Source organism: Pseudomonas sp. TE31087, from assembly GCF_057284075.1.
Genome location: NZ_JBXVNN010000001.1, coordinates 3,229,291 through 3,251,408, shown reverse-complemented (window position 1 = coordinate 3,251,408; position 22,118 = coordinate 3,229,291). Strand labels below are relative to the sequence as shown.

The 22,118-nt window shown below is 65.5% G+C and carries 25 protein-coding genes; 19 read left to right on the top strand and 6 right to left on the bottom strand.

Going from position 1 to position 22,118, the window contains the following annotated elements; all coding sequences use genetic code 11:
* Positions 1-104 precede the first annotated feature (104 nt).
* The 3 genes from ACZ899_RS14620 to ACZ899_RS14610 all read left to right on the top strand — a co-directional run bounded on the left by ACZ899_RS14620 (position 105) and on the right by ACZ899_RS14610 (position 1,879).
* Positions 105-668: a GNAT family N-acetyltransferase gene (locus ACZ899_RS14620; protein WP_050703803.1), complete on the top strand. Its 564-nt coding sequence runs from the start codon at positions 105-107 to the stop codon at positions 666-668.
* A gap of 50 nt (positions 669-718) precedes the next feature.
* Positions 719-1,258 (top strand): hypothetical protein, encoded by a 540-nt coding sequence (locus ACZ899_RS14615; protein ID WP_234560470.1) that lies wholly within the window; start codon positions 719-721, stop codon positions 1,256-1,258.
* 81 nt (positions 1,259-1,339) lie between these two features.
* The gene (locus tag ACZ899_RS14610) at positions 1,340-1,879 is read left to right on the top strand and encodes a hypothetical protein (protein ID WP_234560483.1); all 540 of its coding nucleotides are present in this window, start codon (positions 1,340-1,342) and stop codon (positions 1,877-1,879) included.
* A 79-nt stretch (positions 1,880-1,958) separates the two neighbouring features.
* On the opposite strand, the gene ACZ899_RS14605 is transcribed toward ACZ899_RS14610, so the two are convergent.
* On the bottom strand, positions 1,959-2,426 hold the full coding sequence (locus tag ACZ899_RS14605) for a DMT family transporter (RefSeq protein ID WP_234560471.1): 468 nt from the start codon (positions 2,424-2,426) through the stop codon (positions 1,959-1,961).
* A gap of 91 nt (positions 2,427-2,517) precedes the next feature.
* Here ACZ899_RS14605 and ACZ899_RS14600 point away from each other — a divergent pair, with 91 nt between their 5' ends.
* From ACZ899_RS14600 to ACZ899_RS14585, 4 genes are all read left to right on the top strand, one after another.
* Entirely contained in the window at positions 2,518-3,438 is a 921-nt protein-coding gene (locus ACZ899_RS14600) for a LysR family transcriptional regulator (protein WP_234560472.1), read from the top strand.
* A 196-nt stretch (positions 3,439-3,634) separates the two neighbouring features.
* Entirely contained in the window at positions 3,635-4,021 is a 387-nt protein-coding gene (locus tag ACZ899_RS14595) for a lysozyme inhibitor LprI family protein (RefSeq protein WP_234560473.1), read from the top strand.
* 117 nt (positions 4,022-4,138) lie between these two features.
* Positions 4,139-4,579, top strand: a complete 441-nt coding sequence (locus ACZ899_RS14590) for a Panacea domain-containing protein (protein WP_203647936.1) — start codon at positions 4,139-4,141, stop codon at positions 4,577-4,579.
* Between the two features lie 3 nt (positions 4,580-4,582).
* The gene (locus ACZ899_RS14585; RefSeq protein WP_203647935.1) at positions 4,583-4,999 is read left to right on the top strand and encodes a hypothetical protein; all 417 of its coding nucleotides are present in this window, start codon (positions 4,583-4,585) and stop codon (positions 4,997-4,999) included.
* A gap of 270 nt (positions 5,000-5,269) precedes the next feature.
* Here the strand turns inward: ACZ899_RS14585 and mnmH are convergent, their stop codons facing one another.
* Positions 5,270-6,382 (bottom strand): tRNA 2-selenouridine(34) synthase MnmH, encoded by a 1,113-nt coding sequence (mnmH, locus tag ACZ899_RS14580; protein WP_203647934.1) that lies wholly within the window; start codon positions 6,380-6,382, stop codon positions 5,270-5,272.
* Positions 6,382-7,416, bottom strand: coding sequence for a selenide, water dikinase SelD (gene selD, locus ACZ899_RS14575; protein WP_203647933.1), 1,035 nt, complete (start codon positions 7,414-7,416; stop codon positions 6,382-6,384). The genes mnmH and selD overlap by 1 nt, the downstream gene beginning before the upstream one ends.
* Before the next feature lie 163 nt (positions 7,417-7,579).
* Here selD and ACZ899_RS14570 point away from each other — a divergent pair, with 163 nt between their 5' ends.
* From ACZ899_RS14570 to moaE, 8 genes are all read left to right on the top strand, one after another.
* Positions 7,580-8,434 carry a putative selenate ABC transporter substrate-binding protein gene (locus tag ACZ899_RS14570; protein ID WP_050703810.1) on the top strand — a complete coding sequence of 285 codons (855 nt, stop codon included), beginning with the start codon at positions 7,580-7,582 and terminating at the stop codon, positions 8,432-8,434.
* Complete coding sequence (locus tag ACZ899_RS14565) at positions 8,431-9,225, top strand: phosphonate ABC transporter ATP-binding protein (protein WP_234560474.1); 795 nt, start codon at positions 8,431-8,433, stop codon at positions 9,223-9,225. Before ACZ899_RS14570 ends, ACZ899_RS14565 begins: the two co-directional genes overlap by 4 nt.
* Positions 9,219-10,046, top strand: coding sequence for a PhnE/PtxC family ABC transporter permease (locus ACZ899_RS14560; RefSeq protein ID WP_234560475.1), 828 nt, complete (start codon positions 9,219-9,221; stop codon positions 10,044-10,046). The genes ACZ899_RS14565 and ACZ899_RS14560 overlap by 7 nt, the downstream gene beginning before the upstream one ends.
* The gene (phnE, locus tag ACZ899_RS14555; RefSeq protein WP_234560476.1) at positions 10,043-10,810 is read left to right on the top strand and encodes a phosphonate ABC transporter, permease protein PhnE; all 768 of its coding nucleotides are present in this window, start codon (positions 10,043-10,045) and stop codon (positions 10,808-10,810) included. The genes ACZ899_RS14560 and phnE overlap by 4 nt, the downstream gene beginning before the upstream one ends.
* 294 nt (positions 10,811-11,104) lie before the next feature.
* The gene (locus ACZ899_RS14550; protein ID WP_110736770.1) at positions 11,105-12,499 is read left to right on the top strand and encodes a PhoH family protein; all 1,395 of its coding nucleotides are present in this window, start codon (positions 11,105-11,107) and stop codon (positions 12,497-12,499) included.
* Positions 12,500-12,620: 121 nt separating this feature from the next.
* The gene (moaC, locus tag ACZ899_RS14545) at positions 12,621-13,091 is read left to right on the top strand and encodes a cyclic pyranopterin monophosphate synthase MoaC (protein WP_046857035.1); all 471 of its coding nucleotides are present in this window, start codon (positions 12,621-12,623) and stop codon (positions 13,089-13,091) included.
* A complete protein-coding gene (moaD, locus tag ACZ899_RS14540; protein WP_234560477.1) occupies positions 13,091-13,336 on the top strand; it encodes a molybdopterin converting factor subunit 1 in 246 nt (81 codons plus the stop codon). The genes moaC and moaD overlap by 1 nt, the downstream gene beginning before the upstream one ends.
* A 2-nt stretch (positions 13,337-13,338) precedes the next feature.
* A complete protein-coding gene (gene moaE / locus ACZ899_RS14535; protein ID WP_234560478.1) occupies positions 13,339-13,791 on the top strand; it encodes a molybdopterin synthase catalytic subunit MoaE in 453 nt (150 codons plus the stop codon).
* A 40-nt stretch (positions 13,792-13,831) separates the two neighbouring features.
* Here the strand turns inward: moaE and rhlB are convergent, their stop codons facing one another.
* Together rhlB and ACZ899_RS14525 are read right to left on the bottom strand one after the other, a co-directional pair.
* Positions 13,832-15,298, bottom strand: coding sequence for an ATP-dependent RNA helicase RhlB (gene rhlB / locus ACZ899_RS14530; protein WP_234560479.1), 1,467 nt, complete (start codon positions 15,296-15,298; stop codon positions 13,832-13,834).
* 92 nt (positions 15,299-15,390) lie between these two features.
* Complete coding sequence (locus tag ACZ899_RS14525) at positions 15,391-16,047, bottom strand: alpha/beta hydrolase (RefSeq protein WP_186713233.1); 657 nt, start codon at positions 16,045-16,047, stop codon at positions 15,391-15,393.
* A gap of 335 nt (positions 16,048-16,382) precedes the next feature.
* On the opposite strand from ACZ899_RS14525, the gene ACZ899_RS14520 reads away from it, so the two are divergent.
* The 4 genes from ACZ899_RS14520 (at position 16,383) to ACZ899_RS14505 (ending at position 20,540) form a co-directional block, all read left to right on the top strand.
* On the top strand, positions 16,383-17,411 hold the full coding sequence (locus ACZ899_RS14520) for an amino acid ABC transporter substrate-binding protein (RefSeq protein ID WP_023629381.1): 1,029 nt from the start codon (positions 16,383-16,385) through the stop codon (positions 17,409-17,411).
* A gap of 67 nt (positions 17,412-17,478) precedes the next feature.
* Positions 17,479-18,657 (top strand): amino acid ABC transporter permease, encoded by a 1,179-nt coding sequence (locus ACZ899_RS14515; protein ID WP_186713234.1) that lies wholly within the window; start codon positions 17,479-17,481, stop codon positions 18,655-18,657.
* A 10-nt stretch (positions 18,658-18,667) separates the two neighbouring features.
* A complete protein-coding gene (locus tag ACZ899_RS14510; RefSeq protein WP_050703823.1) occupies positions 18,668-19,765 on the top strand; it encodes an amino acid ABC transporter permease in 1,098 nt (365 codons plus the stop codon).
* Between the two features lie 10 nt (positions 19,766-19,775).
* Entirely contained in the window at positions 19,776-20,540 is a 765-nt protein-coding gene (locus ACZ899_RS14505; protein WP_232854680.1) for an amino acid ABC transporter ATP-binding protein, read from the top strand.
* 189 nt (positions 20,541-20,729) lie between these two features.
* Here the strand turns inward: ACZ899_RS14505 and algW are convergent, their stop codons facing one another.
* Complete coding sequence (gene algW, locus ACZ899_RS14500) at positions 20,730-21,890, bottom strand: Do family serine endopeptidase AlgW (RefSeq protein ID WP_234560480.1); 1,161 nt, start codon at positions 21,888-21,890, stop codon at positions 20,730-20,732.
* Positions 21,891-22,118 lie beyond the last annotated feature (228 nt).

Here is a 22,118-nt window from a genome sequence, read left to right as displayed (position 1 = left end):
AGCGGCCTTGTGCCGCGAACGGGCCGCAAAGCGGCCCCAGGGATGCCAGACCGGGCCACTGTCGTTAGACTGTCATCTCCCCACCACCGGACAGGAGTCCCGGCGTGCCCGACCCCCGCAGTTTCCCCAGCGACCTGTGCCTTGAAAGCCCACGCCTGCAGCTGCGCCCCATGCGCCACGGCGACGCGCAGCAGTGGCTGACCATCATGGCCGACCCGGAAGTGATGCGTTACTGGTACCACGCCCCCTGGCAGACCCTGGCCGAGGCCGAAAGCGCCCTGGCCGCCGACCGCGAAGCCTTTGCCGCCGGCCAGTTGCTCAAACTGGGCATGTACCGCCGCGACAACGGCGAACTGATCGGCATGGTCCAGCTGTTCAACCTCGAGGAGGGCTCGCGCCGTGGCGAGATCGGCTACTGCCTGGCCAAATCCGCCCAGGGCCGGGGCTACATGGACGAGGCGCTGACCTGCTTCATCGACTACCTTGCCCACACCCTGCACCTGCGTCGCCTGGAGGCGGAGATCGACCCGCGCAACCAGGGCTCGGCGCGTACACTGGAACGCCAGGGCTTCGTCCTTGAAGGCACCTTGCGCGCCCGTTGGTGCGTGGCGGGTGAGCTGTCCGATTCTGGGTTGTACGGCCTGCTGCTCGAACCGCCCGTGGCCTGATGCCCGTGCGTCATGGACGCGCCTTTCGCTGATGGGATGGAGCCCGCGCTTTGCCTGCTTTCTACGTGACGTTCACCTTGCTGCTGTTTCTGTTGAGCCTGTGTTTCGATGGCATCCTGATGGGCGTCGACGGGCATATGCCCGCCTTGCAGATAGTGCTCATGGGGCCTTGGGGCATTGCCATGGGGCTTTACCAGTGGTTCGCCAATCCGCTGCTGGGGCTGGCGCTGCTTGCTCACCGGCGTTTTCGCTGGCTGGCGCTTGGCGCCGGAGTGGTCGCGCTGGGCCTTGCGCTCAGTTGCCTTGGCATCGAGCAGGTGCCGGACAACCGCAGCTATGACATCCAGCCCCTGACCGGATTTGGCGCCGGGTATTACCTGTGGACAATGGCGATACTGCTGTTTTGCCTGGGGCAGGGCTGGTGGTGCCGCAAGGTGCGTTCGACGGCGGGTATGCCGGGTTGGCGTTGGTACGACCTGGGGCTGATCGCAGTGCTGGCGGCGACGATCTACGCCGGGACGCTGATGCCGAGCCTGCGCGTTCAGATCAGCAGTTCCACCCAGTCGATGGATCAGGCTGCGACACGCTGATGCGGCGCGCCCGTCGGGTTTGGAAAGACGCCAGGGCTGGGTTAAGGTCGCAGCTTGTCCCGTTTTCTCCAGGTACCTGACTTGCCCGCTTTCTACCTGACCACCAGCCTGGCCCTGTACCTGCTGAGCCTGGCCTTCGATGGCGCCCTGACGGGGGCGGGTCGGCATGTGCCGGCGTTGCAGATGCTGCTCTACGGCCCCTGGGGCATCGCCTTCGGTCTGTACCAGTGGTTCGCCAACCCGCTGCTGGCGCTGGCTATCCTCGCCCATCGTCGGTTCCGCCGCCTGGCGCTGGTATGCGGCCTGGTGGCGTTGTACCTGGCGGCCAGCAGCTTCGCCATAACCCGCTTGCCGGACAACCAGAGCTACGCCTTCCAGAATGTGACCGGCTTCGGCGCGGGCTTCTATCTGTGGCTGCTGGCGATCCTGATGTTCTGCCTGGGGCAGCTGTGGTGGTGCTGGAAGGCGCGCTCGGCGGTGGATGTGCCGGGCTGGGGCTGGCTCGATGTGGCGCTGATCGCTGCCCTGAGCGTGGCGCTATATGCCGGTACGCAGATGCCGTCGCTGCGTTTCGAGCCGCACAAGGTGATCGTGCCGCCGGAGCAGCCGCACGCCTTGTGATGGCAATTGCCCCTACAGGGCAGCGCAATGAGTGCGTGGGAGCGGGCTTGCCCCGCGATAGGGCTGCTATGTCAGGCGCTCAACGCGCCGTGCCCCACTGCACCACGATCATCCCGAGCACGATCATCCCCACCCCCGCCAGCCGCAACAGGTTCACCGGCCGCTCCGGCAACCCCATCAAGCCAAACTGGTCGATCAGCAGCGACGACAGCACCTGCCCGGCCACCACGCAGACGATAAACCCCGCCGCCCCCAGGCGCGGCGTCAGCACCAGCGCGGCGGTGATGTAGAGCACCCCGGCGACGCCACCGAACCATGCCCACCAGGGCGCATGGGCCAGTTGCTGCACCTGCGGCAGCGGCGCGCGCATGAACAGCAGGGCCGGCACCAGCATCAGCAGGCTGACCAGCAACGATACCCCGGCAGCCCATAGCGGATGGCCGAGCAGGCGCCCGAGCGCGGCGTTGCTGCCGGCCTGGAACGGCACGGCGGCGCCGGCGAGCAGGGCGATGAGCAAGGGGAGGGCGGCGAAGAGGCTGGCTGGCATGGTGTCTACTCCTGATCAGAACACTGGCCTTAGTCTCGATCATGCATTTCAATGATGGAAATTCGAACTTCGCACAGGTTGTATTCGTACCATGGATGATCTGCGTCGCATCGACCTCAACCTGCTGCTGACCCTGCATGCCCTGCTCAGCGAGCAACACGTCTCCCGCGCGGCCCTGCGCCTGCATCGCAGCCAGCCGGCGGTCAGTCATGCCCTGGCGCAGTTGCGCGAGCTGTTCGCCGACCCGCTGCTGGTGCGACGCGATGGCCGCCTGCAACTGACGGCCCGCGCCGAAGCCCTGCAGGCGCCGTTGCAGGAGGCCTTGCAGCAACTTGACGGACTGCTCGGCACGCCGGGCTTCGAGCCGGCGCGGGCACGGCGCACCTTTCGCCTGGCCATGTCCGACTACGGCGCCCGTGTGGTGCTGCCAGCGCTGATGCGCCTGCTGCGGCGCGAAGCGCCGGGCATTGACCTGGTGGTGTCCCAGGGCAGCCGTGAGGCGATGCTCGGCCAGTTGATCGACGGCGAGGCGGACCTGGCGCTGGGCGTGTTCCCGGAGCTGCCGACGGAAATGGCCCAGCAGGTGCTGTTCGAGGAGTCCTTCGTCTGCCTGGCCGACCGCGCCAGCCTGCCGCCCCGTGGCGGCCTGGCGCTCGACCCGTGGCTGGCGCGGCCCCATGTGCTGGTGGCGGTACGCCCCGGCATCGACAACGAGATCGACCAGGCCCTGGCCAGCTTGGGCGCACGTCGGCGCATCGCCTTGACCCTGCCGCATTGGGGTGTGGCCCAAAGCCTCATTGCCGGGACCGATCTGGTGCTCACCGTGGCCCGGCGCAGCCTCGCCGGTGCCCGGCTGGACCCGGCGCTGCGCCAGTTCGCGCCGCCCCTGGCGATCTCGCCGTTCGCCTTCGCCCAGGCCTGGCATTCGCGGCGTGACGGCGATGCCGGGCACCGCTGGCTGCGGGCGCGGATCCAGGCGCTGTGCGTGAACGAAAGCGTGGCAGGGTGCTAGTGTCCTGTCTCGGAAATAAGCTGTTCACTTTTGGCGGCGTCTTGGGCGCCCGGCCTGCGTTGCCACTCCTCGCCATAGCCCTGCTATGACTCGTCGCGGCGCCTTGCCCGAACACCCAAGCCACTCGCCAAAAGAGAACGTATTTCCAAGACAGGACACTAGGCTGTGCCAAGACCCTAAGCGAGAAGGAATGCCCATGTTCAAGCGTTACCTGCCCGGCGTTGCCGCCCTGCTGATCGCGACCTCTGCCCAGGCCGAAGACTATTCGCCCACCTACACCCAGTGCATGGACAAGGCCTCCAGCACCTTGGCCATGGGCGCCTGTATCCAGGCCGAGACCCAGCTACAGGATGACCGGCTGAACCGGGTCTACAAGCAGTTGATGGCCAAGCTCGACAGCCAGCAGCAGAAGGACCTGCGCGAAGTCCAGCGTACCTGGATGAAGTACCGCGACGGCAACTGCGCGTTCCACGGCAAGTTGAGCAACGGCAGCATCTACCGCATCGAAGGCGCGATGTGCGAGATGGACATGAGCAAGGACCGGGCGGCGGAGCTGGAGCGTGTGCTCAGTCCGGGGCAGTAGCGCAGCATCAGCTTACAGATTGGTGGTTGATCTGGTCGGCTGAAGGGTATCGCCGCGACCTTGATGGCTGTATTTTTGTACAGCTCATGGACAGCTTGTTCACCAAGGGAGGAGCACATGCCTGACAGCACCGATGTCGCCAACTACTTCCTCACGCTGGAAGGCGAGGCGGGTGAAATCTCGAACCTGAAGCTGCAGAAGCTGGTTTATTACGCGCAGGGCTTCAGCTTGGTCTTGCTGGGCGGGCCGTTGTTCGAAGAGCGAATCGAGGCCTGGATGCATGGCCCGGTGGTGCCCGACCTCTACCGCCGGTTCAGCCAGCACGGCTCGAACCCGATTCCGGTGCCTGCCGTGTTCGAGCCGACCTGCTTTTCCCGGGAGCAGGCCCGTCTGATCAAGGAGGTCTTCGAGGTTTATGGGCAGTATTCGGCGTGGAAGCTCCGCCAACTGACCCATGAAGAAGACCCCTGGCGGGACAATTATCAGGAGGGCGCTTTCAGCCGGGAAATTCCCCGGGACGAAATGCAGCGCTACTTCAGGAACCACCTGGTGAACTGAGCAATGGTACGCAAGCGACTCAAGGAGCGAGACGCCCAGGGAAATCAGGTCAGGACACGCCAAGCGGCAGGCGAGGCTGACGATTCGGACTTGCGCCCACCAGTGTTCTCACTGGAGTACCTGCAATCAGGTTGGTGCATCCAGGATTGCCAGCAGGCGGAGCGGGCGCGGATGCTCGAGCGACTGCGCCAGATCAGCCAACGCACGTGGCGAGAGATCCGCCAGCTCGATCGACACGGTTATGGCACGGAGACGATTTCACGCGGCAGTATCAGGGCTGTGTTGCCTTCATTTCTCACCGAGGATGTTCGGTTGCTGGCGTTCAGGGCTTTCGATCTGGTGGCGATGGTGGGGTATCGCAGCGGGCGGATCTTCCATGTGATCTGGATAGATCGTGAGTTCAAGTTGTACAAGCATTGACGCGAGGTGCAGTGGTCCTTTGGTGGGCTAGTCAAGCGGGGTATGGCACCGGCTTTGCCGGTGTTCGCGGGCAAGCCCGCTCCCACAGGGTGCGCGGACTACCCGCGAAGTCAGCTCCCTGCGCGACTGTGGGAGCGGGTTTACCCGCGAAGAATCCAACGCGGTGCCTGGCACCGGCTTCGCCGGTGTTCGCGGCTAAAGCCGCTCCCACAGGTCCCTGCTAAATCAATCAGTCATTTGCAGTTCCATTGGAGCGGTCTTGCCCGAGCTTCAGGCGCTGCGGTGCGCGCGTCGTGCCCGGGCCTTCAGGTACTCGCGCACCTCCACCCCGTCTCCGGCGAACTCGATCCGCTGTGCCTTGGCCTCACGCTGGTAGGCGTACATCGGGTCGTAGTATTCCTTGAGCAGCCCTTCGATCCACCCTCGGTGCAGGCTCACGTCACCACTGCGCAACTGCTCCTCTAGCGCCTGGTCGAGCAACGTCGACAGCCGCTGGAAGCGTTCGCCGCCCAGGCGCTTGTGGATGTTGGCCATGCTCTGGCGCATGCGCTCGGCGAACAGTGGGCCGCCAGCCTCTGCACCGTGCACGGCGATGTATTCGGCGCACAGGTTGATCACGTAGTCGCGCAGGATGCGTTCCACGCGATGCTCGAAGCTGTCTTCAAGCCACACCAGCGGATAGCGCTGCATGCCCTGGTACAGCTCCAGCGGCACCGCGCAGCTGCCGACCACGCGGCCTTCGTCCTCGAGCACGAACTGGCCGGTGCCACGCTCGCGTTTCTTGAGGATGTCGATGGCCAGCGCGTTCTCGAAATCGATCTGCGCCGGCTGCGCCGTGGCGCGCTTGCCGAAGCTGGAGCCGCGGTGGTTGGCGTGGCCTTCCAGATCGAGCACGTTGTCCAGCTGGTGCAGCACATCGGTCTTGCCGGTGCCGGTCAGCCCGCCCAGCAGAACGAACTCGCACTGCTGCACCGCCTGCAGCGTGGTATCCATCAGCAGGGTGCGCATGGCCTTGTAGCCGCCCACCACCTTCGGGTACTGGATGCCGGCGTCCTTGAGCCAGCCCTGGACGATCTGCGAGCGCAGGCCGCCACGGAAGCAGTAGAGGTAGCCGTCGGGATGGGCCTGGGTGAACGCGGCCCAGTCTTCCAGGCGCTGCTGCTTGAGCGCGCCGTTGACCAACTGGTGGCCCAGGGCGATGGCGGCGGCCTGGCCCTGCTGCTTGTAGCAGGTGCCGACCTTCTGCCGCTCCTGGTCGTTCATCAGCGGCAGGTTTACGGCGCCGGGGAAGGCGCCCTTGGTGAATTCGATTGGTGCGCGCATGTCCATCATCGGCACGTCGTCGAGGAACAGCTGTTTCAGCTCGGTGCAGTCGGGGCGCATCAGATCACCTCGACTGCGTGGCTCTGTCGCTCGACCAGCTCGCCGATCGGCGCCAGCTCGAGCCCGAGTTCCCGCGCCACGGCGAGGAATTCCGTCTCGCCCTGCGGGGTGACCGCCACCAGCAGGCCGCCGCTGGTCTGCGGGTCGCACAGCAGGTGCTTCTGCTCGTCGCTCAACGCGCCGATCTTGTGCCCGTAGCTGTCGAAGTTGCGCAGGGTGCCGCCGGGGATGCAGCCTTCGGCCAGGTAATGCTCGACGCTTGGCAGGCGCGGCACGGCAGCGAACTGCAGGCGGGCGGTGAGGCCGCTGCCTTCGGCGACTTCGACCAGGTGGCCGAGCAGGCCGAAACCGGTGACGTCGGTCATGGCCTGCACGCCGTCGAGCTTGCCGAAGCGGCTGCCCGGGGTGTTGAGGGTGCACATCCAGTCGCGGGCCAGGCCTTGGTCCTGTTCGCGCAGCTTGGCCTTCTTCTCGGCGGTGGTGAGGATGCCGATGCCCAGCGGCTTGGTCAGGTACAGGCGGCAGCCGACGCTGGCGGTGTCGTTGCGCTTGAGGTGGCGCTTGCTCACCACGCCGGTCACGGCCAGGCCGAAGATCGGCTCGGGGGCGTCGATGGAGTGGCCGCCGGCCAGCGGGATGCCCGCTTCGGCGCACACGGCGCGGCCGCCGCGGATCACCTCGCGGGCGACTTCTGGCGGCAGCACGTTGACCGGCCAGCCGAGGATGGCGATGGCCATCAGCGGGTCACCGCCCATGGCGTAGATGTCGCTGATGGCGTTGGTGGCGGCAATGCGGCCGAAGTCGTACGGGTCGTCGACGATGGGCATGAAGAAGTCGGTGGTCGAGACCACGCCACGCTCGTCATCCAGGGCGTAGACGGCGGCGTCGTCGCGCGAGGCGTTGCCGACCCAGAGTTTTGGGTCGAGGGCCTGGGTGCCGCTCTCGGCGAGGATCACATCCAGGACCTTGGGAGAAATCTTGCAGCCACAGCCAGCGCCGTGGCTGTACTGTGTCAGACGAATCGGCTCGCTCATGTGCACCTCGACTTTTCGTGATGCGCGATTGTAGCAAAGCTGGCCTTTGTGCCTGCGGCTCTTATACTTCCCTCGTTTATCAGCATCGCGGGGCAAGCCCGCTCCCACGCAGACCTGCGATGCGCCATCGACTCATGCCCCGCTATCGAACCGGAGAATCCCCATGCTCAAACGCCCCCTGGCCCTGTTTGCCGGCCTCGCGCTGTCCTGCTGCGCGGTGGTCGCCCAGGCCGCCGATGTGCTGCGCGTCAGCGCCATCCCCGACGAGGCACCAACCGAACTGCTGCGCAAGTTCAAGCCGCTGGGCGAATACCTCGAGCAGCAGCTGGGCATGAAGGTGCAGTTCGTGCCGGTGGCCGACTACCCGGCGGTGGTCGAGTCGCTGGCCAGCGATCGCCTGGACCTGGCCTGGCTGGGGGGCTTCACCTTCGTCCAGGTGCACCTGAAGGACCCCAAGGCCACGCCGCTGGTGCAGCGTGAGCAGGATGCCAAGTTCACCAGCAAGTTCATCACCGCCAACCCGGACGTGAAGAGCCTCAAGGATCTGAAGGGCAAGACCTTCGCCTTCGGTTCGATTTCGTCCACCTCGGGCAGCCTGATGCCGCGTTACTTCATGCTCAAGAACGACAACATCAAGCCCGAGGAGTACTTCAGCCGCGTCGCCTATTCCGGCGCCCACGATGCCACCGCCGCCTGGGTCCAGGCCGGTAAGGCCGATGCCGGTGTGCTCAACGCCAGCGTCTGGGACAAGCTGGTCGCGGCCGGCAAGGTCGACACCAGCAAGGTGAAGGTGTTCGCCACCACGCCGGAGTACTTCGACTACAACTGGACCGTGCGCGGCAACATGGACCCGGCGCTTAAAGAAAAGATCAAGCAGGCCTTCCTTGCCCTGGACCCGGCCAAGCCTGCGGACAAGGCGATCCTCGACCTGCAGGCCGCCAGCCGCTTCATCGAGACCAAGCCCGAGAACTACGCGGGCACCGAGCAAGCCGCGCGTGAGGCCGGCCTGCTCAAGTGAGTATCCGTGTTCAGGGCGCCAGTGTGCGCCATGGCCAGGTCCAGGCCTTGAGCGCGGTGGACCTGCAGTTCGGCCAGGGCGAGCGGGTGGCGATCATCGGCCCGTCCGGGGCCGGCAAGTCCAGCCTGCTGCACCTGATGGCCACTGCCGTGCCGCCCAGTGAAGGGCGCCTGGAACTGTTGGGCGAGCAACCCTGGGCATTGTCTGCCAGGGCTCGCCAGCGCCTGCGCGCACGGGTCGGCCTGGTGCACCAGGCGCCGCCCCTGCCGCCGCGCCAGCGGGTGGTCACCGCCGTGCTGGCGGGGCGCCTGGGGCAGTGGGGCACGCTGCGCGGGCTGCTCAACCTGATCCACCCCGGCGATGTACCCGGTGCCCGTGCGGCGCTGGCCGAGCTGGGCATGGCCGACAAGCTGTTCGCCCAATGCGGGCAGTTGTCCGGTGGCCAGTTGCAGCGGGTCGGCATCGCCCGCGCCTTGTACCAGCGACCTGAAGTGCTGCTGACCGACGAACCAGTTTCGGCCATGGACCCGGTGCTGGCCGACCATAGCCTGGCGCTGCTCAACCGCCATGCCCAGGCCCATGGCGTGACCCTGGTCGCCAGCCTGCACGCGGTGGAGCTCGCCCTGGCGCATTTTCCGCGCATCATCGGTATTCGTGCCGGGCAGGTGGCGTTCGATTGTCCGGCAGCAGCGGTCAGCGAAGCGATGCTCGATGCCTTGTACGCCAACGAGCAACTGGCCTCGCCTGTCGCCGCGACGGCGAGCCTGCAGGTGCAGATCCCGCGATGCTGAGCACCGACCAGCGCGATCCCGCTGCCATCCCCCGCTTGTTGTTGACCCTGCTGTGCCTGGCGCTGCTGTGGCCGGGCCTGCGCTTGAGCGAACTCGACCCCGGCGTGCTGTTGCAGGCCGAGAACCGCCGGCAGATGGCCAGCTTCGTCAGCGCGTTCTGGCCCCCGGCCCACGACGCCGGGTTTCTCGACCTGCTGTTCACCGCCACCGTGCAGACCCTGGCCGTGGCCACGGCGGGCATGACCCTGGCGTTGCTGCTGGCAGTCCCGGCCAGCCTGCTGGCCAGCCGGGCGTTGTCGCTGCGGGCGGCTTCCAATGGTGGACGTCTGGGACCATGGTCACGCGCTGCGCGCCTGCCGGTGCGCGGCGTGCTGATCTTCCTGCGCAGCGTGCCGGAGATCGTCTGGGCCCTGCTGTTCGTCCGCGCCGTGGGCCTGGGCCCGACCGCCGGGGTGCTGGCCATCGCCATTACCTACAGCGGCATGCTTGGCAAGGTCTACGCGGAGATCTTCGAGTCGGTGGACCAGCGCCCGGCCCATGCCTTGCTCCAGGCCGGCAGCAGCCGGCTGTCGGCGTTTTTCTACGGCACCCTGCCCGAGGCCGCGAGCGAGGTGGTGTCCTACACCGTGTACCGCTGGGAATGCGCGGTGCGCGCCTCCGTGGTGATGGGCTTCGTCGGCGCCGGTGGCCTGGGCCAGCAGATCGACCTGTCGATGCGCATGTTCGCCGGCGCCGAGGTGGCGAGCATGCTGCTGACCTTCCTGCTGCTGGTGATGCTGGCCGACCTGCTCAGCCGCTTCCTGCGCGGGAGGCTCGCATGAGGCGGGCGATCAATGGGCTGGTGATTGTCGCGATCCTGGCGGCGGTTGTGGCGTCGTTCGGCTACCTGGAGCTGGACCTGGCAGCGGTTGTCGGCAGCGGCGGGCCGGCGCAGATGGGCGAATACGCGGCGCGCTTCCTGCACCCTGACCTGTCCCCGGCGCACCTGTGGGCGGTAGGGCAGGGCGCCCTGGAAACGCTGGCGATGTCCGGAATGGGGACGCTCCTGGCGATGCTGCTCGGCCTGTTGCTGGCGCTGCCGGCCGCCGGCCGCTTCGGCTGGCCGTTGCAGGGCGCGGCGCGCCTGCTACTCAATGCGTTGCGGGCGATTCCGGAGCTGGTCTGGGCGGCGCTGACCGTGCTGGCGGCAGGCCTGGGGCCGAATGCCGGCACCCTGGCGCTGGCGCTGCACACCGCCGGGGTGCTGGGGCGGCTGTTCGCCGAGGCGCTGGAGAATGCCCCGGCGGAGCCTGCGGCAGCGATCCGCCTGCAGGGCGGCAGCCAGGTGGCGGCGTTCTGTTTCGGCACGCTGCCCAACCTGTGGCCGCAACTGCTGGCGTACAGCTTGTATCGCTGGGAGAACAATATCCGCATGGCCAGCGTGCTGGGCTTCGTGGGGGCGGGTGGGCTGGGGCAGATGCTCTATGCGACCCTGAGCCTGTTCCAGGAGGCCCAGGCCAGCACGGTGATCATCGCCATGCTGTTGCTGGTGCTGCTGGTGGACGCCCTGAGCGATGTGCTGCGCCAGCGTTTCGTGCGCGCCTGAACGGGCTTGATGCGGCACCTGATCTCTGACTGTAGTCCCGCTCCGGCCTCGCGCCAAGCCCTGTTCGTCAATCCGAAAAATAAACTTCACCGGAGCGTAAAAAGACTTTTTTCGGTCATGGTTTTTGCGGTATCAAGGAACCAGACAGCCGAACCCTGCAGCACAGGTGGCGTCATCCACGCCCCTTTTGCCAGGTGAGCTTCCCGCCCGTAACAACGCGGATACGGGAAGAACGGCAGTCACTCTGCGGCGCAGCCGTTCGCGCCGTGTGGCTTTCACATAAGGTGAACGAGTATGGATGACCAAGGACGCACCCCTTCCTCCAACCAGCCAATCCTGTATGTGCTCGATACCAACGTCCTGATTCACGACCCCAACGCCCTGCTCAACTTCGAGGAGCACCACGTCGCCATACCGATGACGGTGCTGGAGGAACTCGACAAGCTCAAGACCGGTAAACACACCATCGCCGCCGAGTGTCGCCAGGCCATCCGCCTGATCGACCAGACCCTCGGTGATGCCTCGCCCAGCGATGTCGAGCAGGGCGTGCCGATCCAGCGCGGCAAGAGCGGGCCCAAGGGCTTCCTGTCCATCCTCATGAGCACGCGCAACGAGCCGAACCGCCTGCTCCCCGAAAACCTCGCCGACAACATCATCATCAACCAGCTGCTGGACCTGCGCGCCAAGCGCAAGGACCTCGACGTGGTGCTGGTGACCAAGGACATCAACATGCGCCTGAAGGCGCGTGCCTGCGGGATCGCCGCCGAGGACTACAGCACCGACCAGCTGGTCGACGACGTGTCCTTGCTGTCCAAGGGCTATCACTCGGTCACAGGATCGTTCTGGGACCGCGTGAGCAAGGTCGACACCCGCCAGGAACGCGGCCGTACCTGGCACCGGGTGCAACTGATCGACAACCTGCCGGCGGTGCACATCAACGAGTTCATCATCGATGAACAGGGCTTCGTCGGTTGGATCAAGGGCATCCGCAACGACGAGCTGCTGCTGCTCGACCTGCACCAGGAACCGCTGCTGCACCAGGAGGCCTGGGGCCTCAAGCCGCGGGACATCCACCAGAGCCTGGCGCTGTTCGCCCTGCTCGACCCGGATATCCACCTGGTCAACCTGACCGGCGCCGCCGGCTCCGGCAAGACCATCCTGGCGTTGGCCGCGGCCATCGAGCAGACCATGGTCAGCAAGCGCTACCGGCGCATCATCGCCACCCGCAGCGTGCAGGGGCTGGACCAGGAGATCGGCTTCCTGCCGGGCACCGAGGCGGAGAAGATGGAGCCCTGGCTGGGCGCCATCACCGACAACCTCGAAGCGCTGCACATGGACGACGAGAGCACCCACGGCAGCGTCGAGTACATCCTCGAGCGGGTGCCGTTGCAGTTCAAGTCGCTGAACTACATCCGGGGTCGCAGCTTCCAGCAGAGCCTGATCCTCATCGACGAGTGCCAGAACCTCACGCCGCACCAGATCAAGACCATCATCACCCGCGCGGGGAACGGGTCCAAGGTGGTCTGCCTGGGCAACCTGGCGCAGATCGACACGCCGTACCTGTCGGCCACCAGCTCTGGGCTGACCTACCTGACCGAACGCTTCAAGGACTTCCCCCACGGCGTTCACATCACCCTGCAGGGCGTGCCGCGCTCGGTGCTGGCCGAGTACGCCGAGTCGCACCTGTAATCCAAGCCCGCTCCCACGATTCGTCGTGGGAGCGGGCTTGCCCCGCGATGCGCTGATCTGCCCTCTGCTCAAAGCTGACCTGCAGGTTTACACTCTGTACTCCCTACCCAGGAGCAGAGCAGTGCTGACTCATCTTGATTCCCAGGGGCGCGCCAACATGGTCGACGTCACTGAAAAGGCCGTGACCGCGCGCGAGGCGATTGCCGAGGCACGGGTGCGCATGTTGCCGGACACCCTGCGCATGATCGTCGATGGCCAACACCCCAAGGGCGACGTGTTCGCCGTGGCGCGCATCGCCGGCATCCAGGCGGCGAAGAAGACCAGCGACCTGATCCCGCTGTGCCATCCGCTGATGCTCACCGGCGTCAAGGTCGAACTGGCCGCCGAAGGCGAGGACGTGGTGCATATCGTCGCCCGCTGCAAGCTGGCCGGGCAGACCGGCGTCGAGATGGAAGCCCTGACCGCCGCCAGCGTCGCCGCGCTGACGATCTACGACATGTGCAAGGCGGTGGACAAGGGCATGGTCATCGAGCAGGTGCGCCTGCTGGAGAAGACCGGCGGCAAGAGCGGCCACTACAAGGTGGAGGGGTGATGAAGGTCAAGGTCATGTATTTCGCCCGCTACCGTGAGTTGCTGGGCGTCGATACCGAGCGTCTGGAAGGCGACTTCAAGGTGCTGGCCGACGTGCGCCAGGCCCTGGTGGGCAAGGGCGGGCACTACGCGGTGCTGGCCGAGCAGAACCTGATGTGCGCCCGCAACGAAGAGCTGTGCCGGCTCGATGAGCCATTGGAAGAGGGTGACGAGATCGCGTTCTTCCCACCCGTGACTGGAGGTTGATCGTGGCCGTACGTGTTCAGCAGGCGGCCTTCGACCCGGGGGCCGAGGTCAACGCCATGCACGCCGCCAATGTCGGCGTGGGCGCGGTGGTCGGTTTCGTCGGCTACGTGCGCGACTTCAACGATGGCCTGGACGTGGCCGGGATGTTCCTTGAGCACTACCCGGGGATGACCGAGAAGGCCCTGGCCAAGATCGTGGTCGAGGCCGAGCAGCGCTGGCCGTTGCTCAAGGTCGAGGTGCTGCACCGCATCGGCGCCCTGGAGCCGGGCGAGCCGATCGTCTTCGTCGGCGTGGCCAGCGCGCACCGCCAGGCGGCGTTCGATGCCTGCAACTTCATCATGGATTACCTGAAGACCCGGGCGCCGTTCTGGAAGAAGGAAAGCACTCAGGATGGGCCGCGCTGGGTGGAAGGGAAGCAGAGCGATCAGGATGCGGCGGGGCGTTGGGAGTCCTAGGGAAAGGCCGCTCCTACAGGGAGGTAAGCGGCCTTGAAGATCAATGATGCTTGCGCGGCACCGGCTTCAGCAGCTCGTCCGGCGGCATCTCGCACTTGATCTTGCGCCCCAGCAGCTCCTCGATCGCCGGCAGCTGGTACGAATCGTCCTCGCCGGCAAAGCTGATCGACACACCACTGCTGCCCGCGCGACCGGTACGGCCGATACGGTGCACGTAGTCGTCCGGATCTTCCGGCAGGGTGAAGTTGATCACGTGGCTGATGCCGTCGATATGGATGCCGCGCCCGGCCACGTCGGTGGCCACCAGCACGCTGATGCGCCCCTCGCGGAAGTTCTCCAGGGTGCGGATGCGCTTGTGCTGCGGCACGTCGCCCGACAGCTGGGCGGCATTGATGCCGTCGCGCACCAGTTTCTCCTCGATGCGCCGCACTTCGTCCTTGCGGTTGGCGAACACCATCACCCGTTCCCACTTGTTCTGCGTGACCAGGTTGTACAGCAGCTTGTACTTGTCGCTGCCGGCCACGGCATAGACGTGCTGCTCGACGGTCTCGCTGGCCACGTTCTCCGGCTCGATCTCGACGATCGCCGGGTCGGTGGTCCACTGCTTGGCCAGGTTCATCACGTCGTCGGTGAAGGTGGCGGAGAACAGCAGGGTCTGGCGCTCGCTCTTTGGCGGGGTCTGGCGGATGATCTGGCGGACCTGGGGGATGAAGCCCATGTCGAGCATGCGGTCGGCCTCGTCCAGCACCAGGACCTCGACCATGTCCAGGTGTACCTCGCCGCGCTGGTTGAAGTCCAGCAGACGGCCGGGGGTGGCCACCAGGATGTCGCAGTGGCGGGCCTCCAGAGATTTCAGCTGCTTGTCGAAGTCCATGCCGCCGACGAAGCTCATCACGTTCAGGCCGCTGTACTTGGTCAGGGCCTGGGCATCCTTGGCGATCTGCACCACCAGCTCGCGGGTCGGGGCGATGATCAGTGCCCGCGGCTCGCCCATGTAGCGCTCCTTGGGCGGCGGCACCTGCTGCAGCTGCGAGATGATCGAGATCAGGAACGCGGCGGTCTTGCCGGTGCCGGTCTGGGCCCGGCCGATGGCGTCCTGGCCACGCAGGGTGTGGCCCAGGACCTGGGCCTGGATCGGCGTGCAGTAGGGGAAGCCGAGGTCGTGGATGGCGTGCATCAGCGCGTTGGAGAGCTTGAAGTCGTGGAAGCGGGTCTTGCCTTCCTGCGGTTCGACCACGAAATCCTCGGGCTTCCACAGGCTGGCCTGGGGCTTGGGCTTGCGTTCACGGCGCGGCTTGTCCCGGGCGGGCTGCTCGGCGCGCGGCTGGTCGGCGGGTTGGGGTTCGGCCTGTGGTTTTGCCGCAGGCCTGGGCTTGGCGTGCTGGCGCGCTGGCGCCTTCTCGACAGCCGGTTGCGCGGCTGGCGCGGGCGGGGTCACGGCGACGGGCTCGGCGGCCTGCGGCGCGGCGTCTCCCTTGGCGAATATTTTCTTGAGTGCCTTGAGCACGGTCGTCTCGTCAACTGGTTAAGGAATGTACGCCGGGCAGTGTAATGCAAGAATCGGGCGCGGCGTAGTGCAATGCATGGCGGGCTACAGGGTTACTGCAGCTGGCGGCTCAGCCATTCATGGATGTCGTTGAGTTCCTCGACCACCACTTCGTGCTCCATCGGGTACTCGTACCAGCGGGCGGCGACGCCCCAGGTGTTGAGGTACTCGAACGCGGTGCGACCCATCGACGGGATCACCACCGGGTCGTGCACGCCGTGCAGGCACAGCGCCGGGGTGCGCTGCTGGCAGGCGCTCAGCTGCTGGCCGTCGGTGAAGGTCGGTGCGTAGGTGGACAGGGCGATCACCCCGCCCAGGGCTTCCTGCCACTTTATATAGGCGGTGTGCAGCACCACCGCGCCGCCCTGGGAGAAACCGGCCAGGAAGATGCGCGACAGGCTGATGCCCTTGGCCTGCTCGTCCTTGATCAAGGCGATGACCTGCTCGGCGGACTCTTCCAACTGTGCTTCGTCGATGGCCCGCGCCGGGGTCATGGCCTTGATGTCGTACCAGCTGGGCATCTCGTAGCCACCGTTGATGGTCACCGGGCGGGTGGGGGCCTGGGGCATGATGAAGCGGGTGCTCAGCAGGCGTTCCTGGAGGAATTCGGCCACCGGTAGGAAGTCGTAACGGTCGGCCCCCAGGCCGTGCAACCAGATCACACAGGCGTCGGCGGGTTTCTGGGGTTCGAGGATCAACGGCTGGGTCATGACTGCTCCGAAAGAGTGCGTACGTACGGATTGGGTGCGTAAAAAGAAGGCGATGACGGTTAATGCCAGAAAAGAATGTCGCAACTCTACAACTTTTCGTACTTGACGCCCGCTTAATCGCTTAAGCCTTCGACTGTGGTACGCCCTTTGCTTTGTATCGGTTATGCGTAGGGGTGGGCCGCTGACGGTAACACCCCTCGTGTGGATAGAAGGCTGTCACAGAACAGCCCATTGCGCCAATTGACCCAAAAACAAGCCAACAAGGGGTCGGATGCGCCTCATAAGGGTGCGGTGCAATTCCGGCTCATACAACAAGAGCGATTTGGAGGTTGTTGATGAAGATGTTGAAAACCACCCTGGCAGTCCTGACCGCCGCCGCCGCGCTGGGCGCCACCAGCTTCGCCCAGGCCGGCGCCACCCTCGACGCGGTGAAGAAGAAGGGCTTCGTCCAGTGTGGCGTGAGCGATGGTCTTCCAGGCTTCTCCGTGCCGGACGCGCAAGGCAAGATCGTCGGCATCGACGCCGATGTGTGCCGCGCCGTGGCCGCCGCAGTCTTCGGCGACGCGACCAAGGTCAAGTTCAGCCAGCTCAACGCCAAGGAGCGCTTCACCGCGCTGCAGTCCGGCGAAGTCGATGTGCTGTCGCGCAACACCACCTGGACCAGCTCGCGCGATGCCGGGATGGGCCTGGTGTTCGCCGGCGTCACCTACTACGACGGCGTCGGCTTCCTCGCCAACAAGAAACTCGGCGTCTCCAGCGCCAAGGAACTCGACGGCGCGACCATCTGCATCCAGGCTGGTACCACCACCGAGCTGAACGTTTCCGACTACTTCCGCGCCAATGGCCTGAAGTACACCCCGATCACCTTCGACACTTCCGACGAAAGCGCCAAGTCGCTGGAGTCCGGCCGTTGCGACGTGCTGACCTCGGACAAGTCGCAGCTGTTCGCCCAGCGTTCCAAGCTGGCCGCGCCGACCGAGTACGTGGTGCTGCCGGAGACCATCTCCAAGGAACCACTGGGCCCGGTAGTGCGCAAGGGCGACGAGGAATGGTTCAGCATCGTCAAGTGGACCCTGTTCGCCATGCTCAATGCCGAAGAGGCCGGCGTCACCTCGAAGAACGTCGAGGCCGAGGCCAAGTCCACCAAGAACCCTGACGTCGCCCGCCTGCTGGGCGCCGATGGCGAGTATGGCAAGGACCTCAAGCTGCCCAAGGACTGGGTAGTGCAGATCGTCAAGCAAGTCGGCAACTATGGCGAAGTGTTCGAGAAGAACCTGGGCCAGAGCACCGACCTGAAGATCGACCGTGGCATGAACGCCCTGTGGAACAACGGCGGCATCCAGTACGCGCCACCGGTGCGCTGATGGTTGCACCCCGCGGCGGCATCCTGCCGCCGCGGGTCGTTCGAATCCCTTCTTTTCGGGGCACTTCATGCAAAATCAAATCGGCGCACGGAAAGGGTTTTCCCTTAGTGATCCACGTGTGCGCGCGTGGCTGTTCCAGATCCTCACGGTGGTCTTCGTGGTGGGCCTGGGCTGGTACCTGTTCCACAATACGCAGACCAACTTGCAGCACCGGGGCATCACCTCGGGCTTCGATTTCCTCGAGCGCAGCGCCGGCTTCGGCATCGCCCAGCACCTGATCCCCTACGTGGAATCGGACAGCTACGCCCGGGTGTTCGTCATCGGCCTGCTCAACACCCTGCTGGTGACCTTCATCGGCATCATCCTGGCGACGCTGCTGGGCTTCATCATCGGCGTGGCTCGGCTGTCGCCGAACTGGATGATCAACAAGCTGGCAACGGTGTACGTGGAGACCTTCCGCAACATTCCGCCGCTGCTGCAGATCCTGTTCTGGTACTTCGCCGTGTTCCTGACCCTGCCGGGGCCACGGGGCAGCATCAACATCGACGATACCTTCTTCATCAGCAACCGCGGCCTGAACATGCCCGGCGCCTCGATGGCCGAGGGCTTCTGGCCGTTCGTCATCGCGCTGGCGCTGGCGATCGTCGCCATCGCGGTGATGGTGCGTTTCGCCAACAAGCGTTTCGACGAAACCGGCGAGCCGTTCCACAAGTTCTGGGTCGGCCTGCTGCTGTTCATCGGCATCCCCGGCGTCTGCGCGCTGCTGTTCGGCAGCCCGGTGCACTGGGAAGTGCCGCAGCTCAAGGGCTTCAACTTCGTCGGTGGCTGGGTGCTGATCCCCGAGCTGCTGGCGCTGACCCTGGCGCTGACCATCTACACCGCGGCGTTCATCGCCGAGATCGTGCGCTCCGGCATCCGTTCGGTCAGCCATGGCCAGACCGAGGCGGCCCGTTCGCTGGGCCTGCGCGAAGGCCCGACGCTGCGCAAGGTGATCATTCCCCAGGCGTTGCGGGTGATCATCCCGCCGCTGACCAGCCAGTACCTGAACCTGGCGAAGAACTCGTCGCTGGCTGCCGGTATCGGCTACCCGGAGATGGTCTCGCTGTTCGCCGGTACCGTGCTCAACCAGACCGGCCAGGCCATCGAGGTGATCGCCATCACCATGAGCGTCTATCTCGCCATCAGCATCAGCATTTCGCTGCTGATGAACTGGTACAACAAGCGCATTGCGCTGATCGAACGGTGAGGGTACATCCGTGACAGCCCATGTTTTCAAACCCGACATGCCGCCACCGGTGAAGACCGTTGGCGTGCTCGCCTGGATGCGGGCCAACCTGTTCTCCAGCTGGCTCAACACCCTGCTGACATTGTTCGCCCTGTACCTGGTCTGGCTGATCGTGCCACCGCTGGTGCAGTGGGCGTTCATCGACGCCAACTGGGTCGGCACCACCCGCGCCGACTGCACCAAGGAGGGCGCCTGCTGGGTGTTCATTCAGCAGCGCTTCGGCCAGTTCATGTACGGCTACTACCCGGCGGAACTGCGCTGGCGCGTCGACCTGACCGTGTGGCTCGCCGTGCTCGGTGCCGCACCGCTGTTCATCAAGCGCTTCCCGCGCAAGGCGGTGTACGGCCTGGGCTTCCTGGTGCTGTACCCGATCCTCGCCTACATCCTGCTGCACGGCGGTGCGCTGGGCCTGGACACGGTGCCCACCAGCCAGTGGGGCGGCCTGATGCTGACTCTGGTGATCGCCACGGTCGGTATCGTCGGCGCCTTGCCGCTGGGCATCCTGCTGGCGCTGGGACGTCGCTCGAACATGCCGGCGGTGAAGGTGGTCTGCGTGACTTTCATCGAGTTCTGGCGCGGCGTGCCGCTGATCACCGTGCTGTTCATGTCGTCGGTGATGCTGCCGCTGTTCCTGCCCGAGGGCATGAGCTTCGACAAGCTGCTGCGGGCGATGATCGGCGTGATCCTGTTCCAGTCGGCGTACATCGCCGAGGTGGTGCGTGGCGGCCTGCAGGCCATCCCCAAGGGCCAGTACGAAGCCGCCGCGGCCATGGGCCTGGGCTACTGGCGGGCGATGGGCCTGGTGATCCTGCCCCAGGCGCTCAAGCTGGTGATCCCCGGCATCGTCAACACCTTCATCGCCCTGTTCAAGGACACCAGCCTTGTGATCATCATCGGCCTGTTCGACCTGCTCAACAGCGTCAAGCAGGCGGCGGCTGACCCGGCCTGGCTGGGCATGGCCACCGAGGGCTACGTGTTCGCCGCCCTGGTGTTCTGGATTTTCTGTTTCGGTATGTCCCGCTACTCCATGCACCTGGAGCGCAAGCTGGACACTGGCCACAAGCGTTAGGAGTTTCGAAATGAGTGAAGCGATCAAGCAGCCTGCCGGCCCCGAAGGCATCATCCAGATGCAGGGCGTGAACAAGTGGTACGGCCAGTTCCATGTACTCAAGGACATCAACCTGAATGTGCGCCAGGGCGAGCGCATCGTCCTGTGCGGGCCGTCCGGTTCGGGCAAGTCGACCACCATCCGCTGCCTCAACCGGCTGGAGGAGCACCAGCAGGGGCGTATCGTCGTCGATGGCGTGGAGCTGACCAATGACCTCAAGCAGATCGAGGCGATCCGCCGCGAGGTGGGCATGGTGTTCCAGCACTTCAACCTGTTCCCGCACCTGAGCATCCTTGAAAACTGCACCCTGGCGCCGATGTGGGTGCGCAAGCTGCCGCGGCGCAAGGCCGAGGAAATCGCCATGCACTTCCTCGAGCGCGTGCGCATTCCGGAGCAGGCGCACAAGTACCCGGGGCAGTTGTCCGGTGGTCAGCAGCAGCGGGTGGCGATTGCCCGGGCGCTGTGCATGAAGCCGAAGATCATGCTGTTCGACGAGCCGACTTCGGCGCTGGACCCGGAGATGGTCAAGGAGGTGCTGGACACCATGGTCAGCCTGGCCGAAGACGGTATGACCATGCTCTGCGTGACCCACGAGATGGGCTTTGCCCGCACCGTGGCGAACCGGGTGATCTTCATGGACAAGGGGGAGATCGTCGAGCAGGCCGCGCCGGATGACTTCTTCGACCGGCCGCGCAGTGATCGGACCAAGCTGTTCCTGAGCCAGATCCTGCATTGATGCAGTCGGGGCCGCCCCACCGGGGCGGCTGACGCGGTCCCTGTAGGAGCGGCCTTGTGTCGCGATGGGCCGCTACGCGGCCCCGGGGATATGTGCTGCGAAGCTGAAAACCTGGGGCCGCTTACGCGCCCCATCGCGACACAAGGCCGCTCCTACAGGGACCGCGCATACGGTTCACCCTGTATTGGTTTACTTCTCTTCCTTCTTGGCCACCGGCGCTGGCGGCGGCCGCAGCCCCACCTCGGCCACCAGCTTCAGCTGCTGCCCATTGCGCACCACCTCGATGGTGATCTTCTCGTTGGGCTTGATCCGCGCCACCTGGTTCATCGACTTGCGTCCATCACCGGCCGGTTCGCCGTTGATACTCAGGATCACGTCGCCCAACTGCAACCCCGCGTGCGCCGCCGGTCCATCGCGGAAGATACCCGCCACGACGATCCCCGGGCGCCCCTGCATGCCAAACGATTCGGCCAGCTCCTGGCTCAGCGGTTGTACTTCGATGCCCAGCCAGCCACGGATCACCTGGCCGTGCTCGACGATCGACTTCATCACCTCCAGTGCCAGCTTGACCGGGATGGCGAAGCCGATGCCCTGGGAGCCGCCGGACTTGGAGAAGATCGCCGTGTTGATGCCCACCAGGTTGCCGTTGGCATCCACCAGCGCGCCGCCGGAGTTGCCCGGGTTGATCGCAGCGTCAGTCTGGATGAAGTCTTCGTAGTTGTTCAGGCCCAGCTGGTTGCGCCCGGTGGCGCTGATGATGCCCATGGTCACGGTCTGGCCGACGCCGAACGGGTTACCGATGGCCAGGGTCACGTCACCGATGTGGATGTTGTCGGAGCGGCCGATGGTGATCGCCGGCAGGCTCTTGAGGTCGATCTTCAGCACCGCCAGGTCGGTTTCCGGGTCGCTGCCGATCACCCGGGCGAGGGTCTCGCGGCCGTCCTTGAGGGCCACGACGATCTGGTCGGCGCCGCTGGTGACGTGGTTGTTGGTCAGCAGGTAGCCTTCCGGGCTCATGATCACCGCCGAGCCCAGGCTCGACTCCCAGCGCCGCTGCTTGGGCAGGTTGTCGCCGAAGAAACGGCGGAACTGCGGGTCTTCGAACAGCGGGTGGGCGCTCTTGTTCACCACCTTGGTGGTGTACAGGTTGACCACCGCGGGCGCGGCCAGGGTCACGGCATCGGCGTAGGACACCGGGCCCTGCATGATCTTCGTGGTTTGCGGGGCCTGCTGCAGGTTGACGTCCTGGCTGGGCAGGCCGACCCATTGCGGGAAACGCTGGATGATCAGGATGGCGATCAGCACACCGGTGAGCAGGGGCCAGCCGAAGTAACGCAGAGCCTTGAACATGAATGAATCCTGGGAGTAGGGCGGGGGCCTTGTCAGTTCGGCCCGGGGCGAGCGCGCGCGATCATACACGTGAAAAAACCGGACGGCGACGGTTGGTGTATCGCGGGGCAAGCCCGCTCCCACGCCGTTCGCGCACGGCGTGGGAGCGGGCTTGCCCCGCGAAGGGGAGAACCTGACAGCGGTTCCCCCGAAACCGGCGACGGCCCATAATGGCGGCCATTATAGGGC

Bases quoted from the DNA above. Each gene is read 5' to 3' on its own strand.
- ACZ899_RS14605 (WP_234560471.1), bottom strand. From the start codon at position 2,426: ATGCCAGCCAGCCTCTTCGCCGCCCTCCCCTTGCTCATCGCCCTGCTC.
- ACZ899_RS14600 (WP_234560472.1), top strand. From the start codon at position 2,518: ATGGATGATCTGCGTCGCATCGACCTCAACCTGCTGCTGACCCTGCAT.
- ACZ899_RS14595 (WP_234560473.1), top strand. From the start codon at position 3,635: ATGTTCAAGCGTTACCTGCCCGGCGTTGCCGCCCTGCTGATCGCGACC.
- ACZ899_RS14590 (WP_203647936.1), top strand. From the start codon at position 4,139: ATGCCTGACAGCACCGATGTCGCCAACTACTTCCTCACGCTGGAAGGC.
- ACZ899_RS14585 (WP_203647935.1), top strand. From the start codon at position 4,583: ATGGTACGCAAGCGACTCAAGGAGCGAGACGCCCAGGGAAATCAGGTC.
- mnmH (WP_203647934.1), bottom strand. From the start codon at position 6,382: ATGCGCCCCGACTGCACCGAGCTGAAACAGCTGTTCCTCGACGACGTG.
- selD (WP_203647933.1), bottom strand. From the start codon at position 7,416: ATGAGCGAGCCGATTCGTCTGACACAGTACAGCCACGGCGCTGGCTGT.
- ACZ899_RS14570 (WP_050703810.1), top strand. From the start codon at position 7,580: ATGCTCAAACGCCCCCTGGCCCTGTTTGCCGGCCTCGCGCTGTCCTGC.
- ACZ899_RS14560 (WP_234560475.1), top strand. From the start codon at position 9,219: ATGCTGAGCACCGACCAGCGCGATCCCGCTGCCATCCCCCGCTTGTTG.
- phnE (WP_234560476.1), top strand. From the start codon at position 10,043: ATGAGGCGGGCGATCAATGGGCTGGTGATTGTCGCGATCCTGGCGGCG.
- ACZ899_RS14550 (WP_110736770.1), top strand. From the start codon at position 11,105: ATGGATGACCAAGGACGCACCCCTTCCTCCAACCAGCCAATCCTGTAT.
- moaD (WP_234560477.1), top strand. From the start codon at position 13,091: ATGAAGGTCAAGGTCATGTATTTCGCCCGCTACCGTGAGTTGCTGGGC.
- ACZ899_RS14525 (WP_186713233.1), bottom strand. From the start codon at position 16,047: ATGACCCAGCCGTTGATCCTCGAACCCCAGAAACCCGCCGACGCCTGT.
- ACZ899_RS14520 (WP_023629381.1), top strand. From the start codon at position 16,383: ATGAAGATGTTGAAAACCACCCTGGCAGTCCTGACCGCCGCCGCCGCG.
- ACZ899_RS14515 (WP_186713234.1), top strand. From the start codon at position 17,479: ATGCAAAATCAAATCGGCGCACGGAAAGGGTTTTCCCTTAGTGATCCA.
- ACZ899_RS14505 (WP_232854680.1), top strand. From the start codon at position 19,776: ATGAGTGAAGCGATCAAGCAGCCTGCCGGCCCCGAAGGCATCATCCAG.
- algW (WP_234560480.1), bottom strand. From the start codon at position 21,890: ATGTTCAAGGCTCTGCGTTACTTCGGCTGGCCCCTGCTCACCGGTGTG.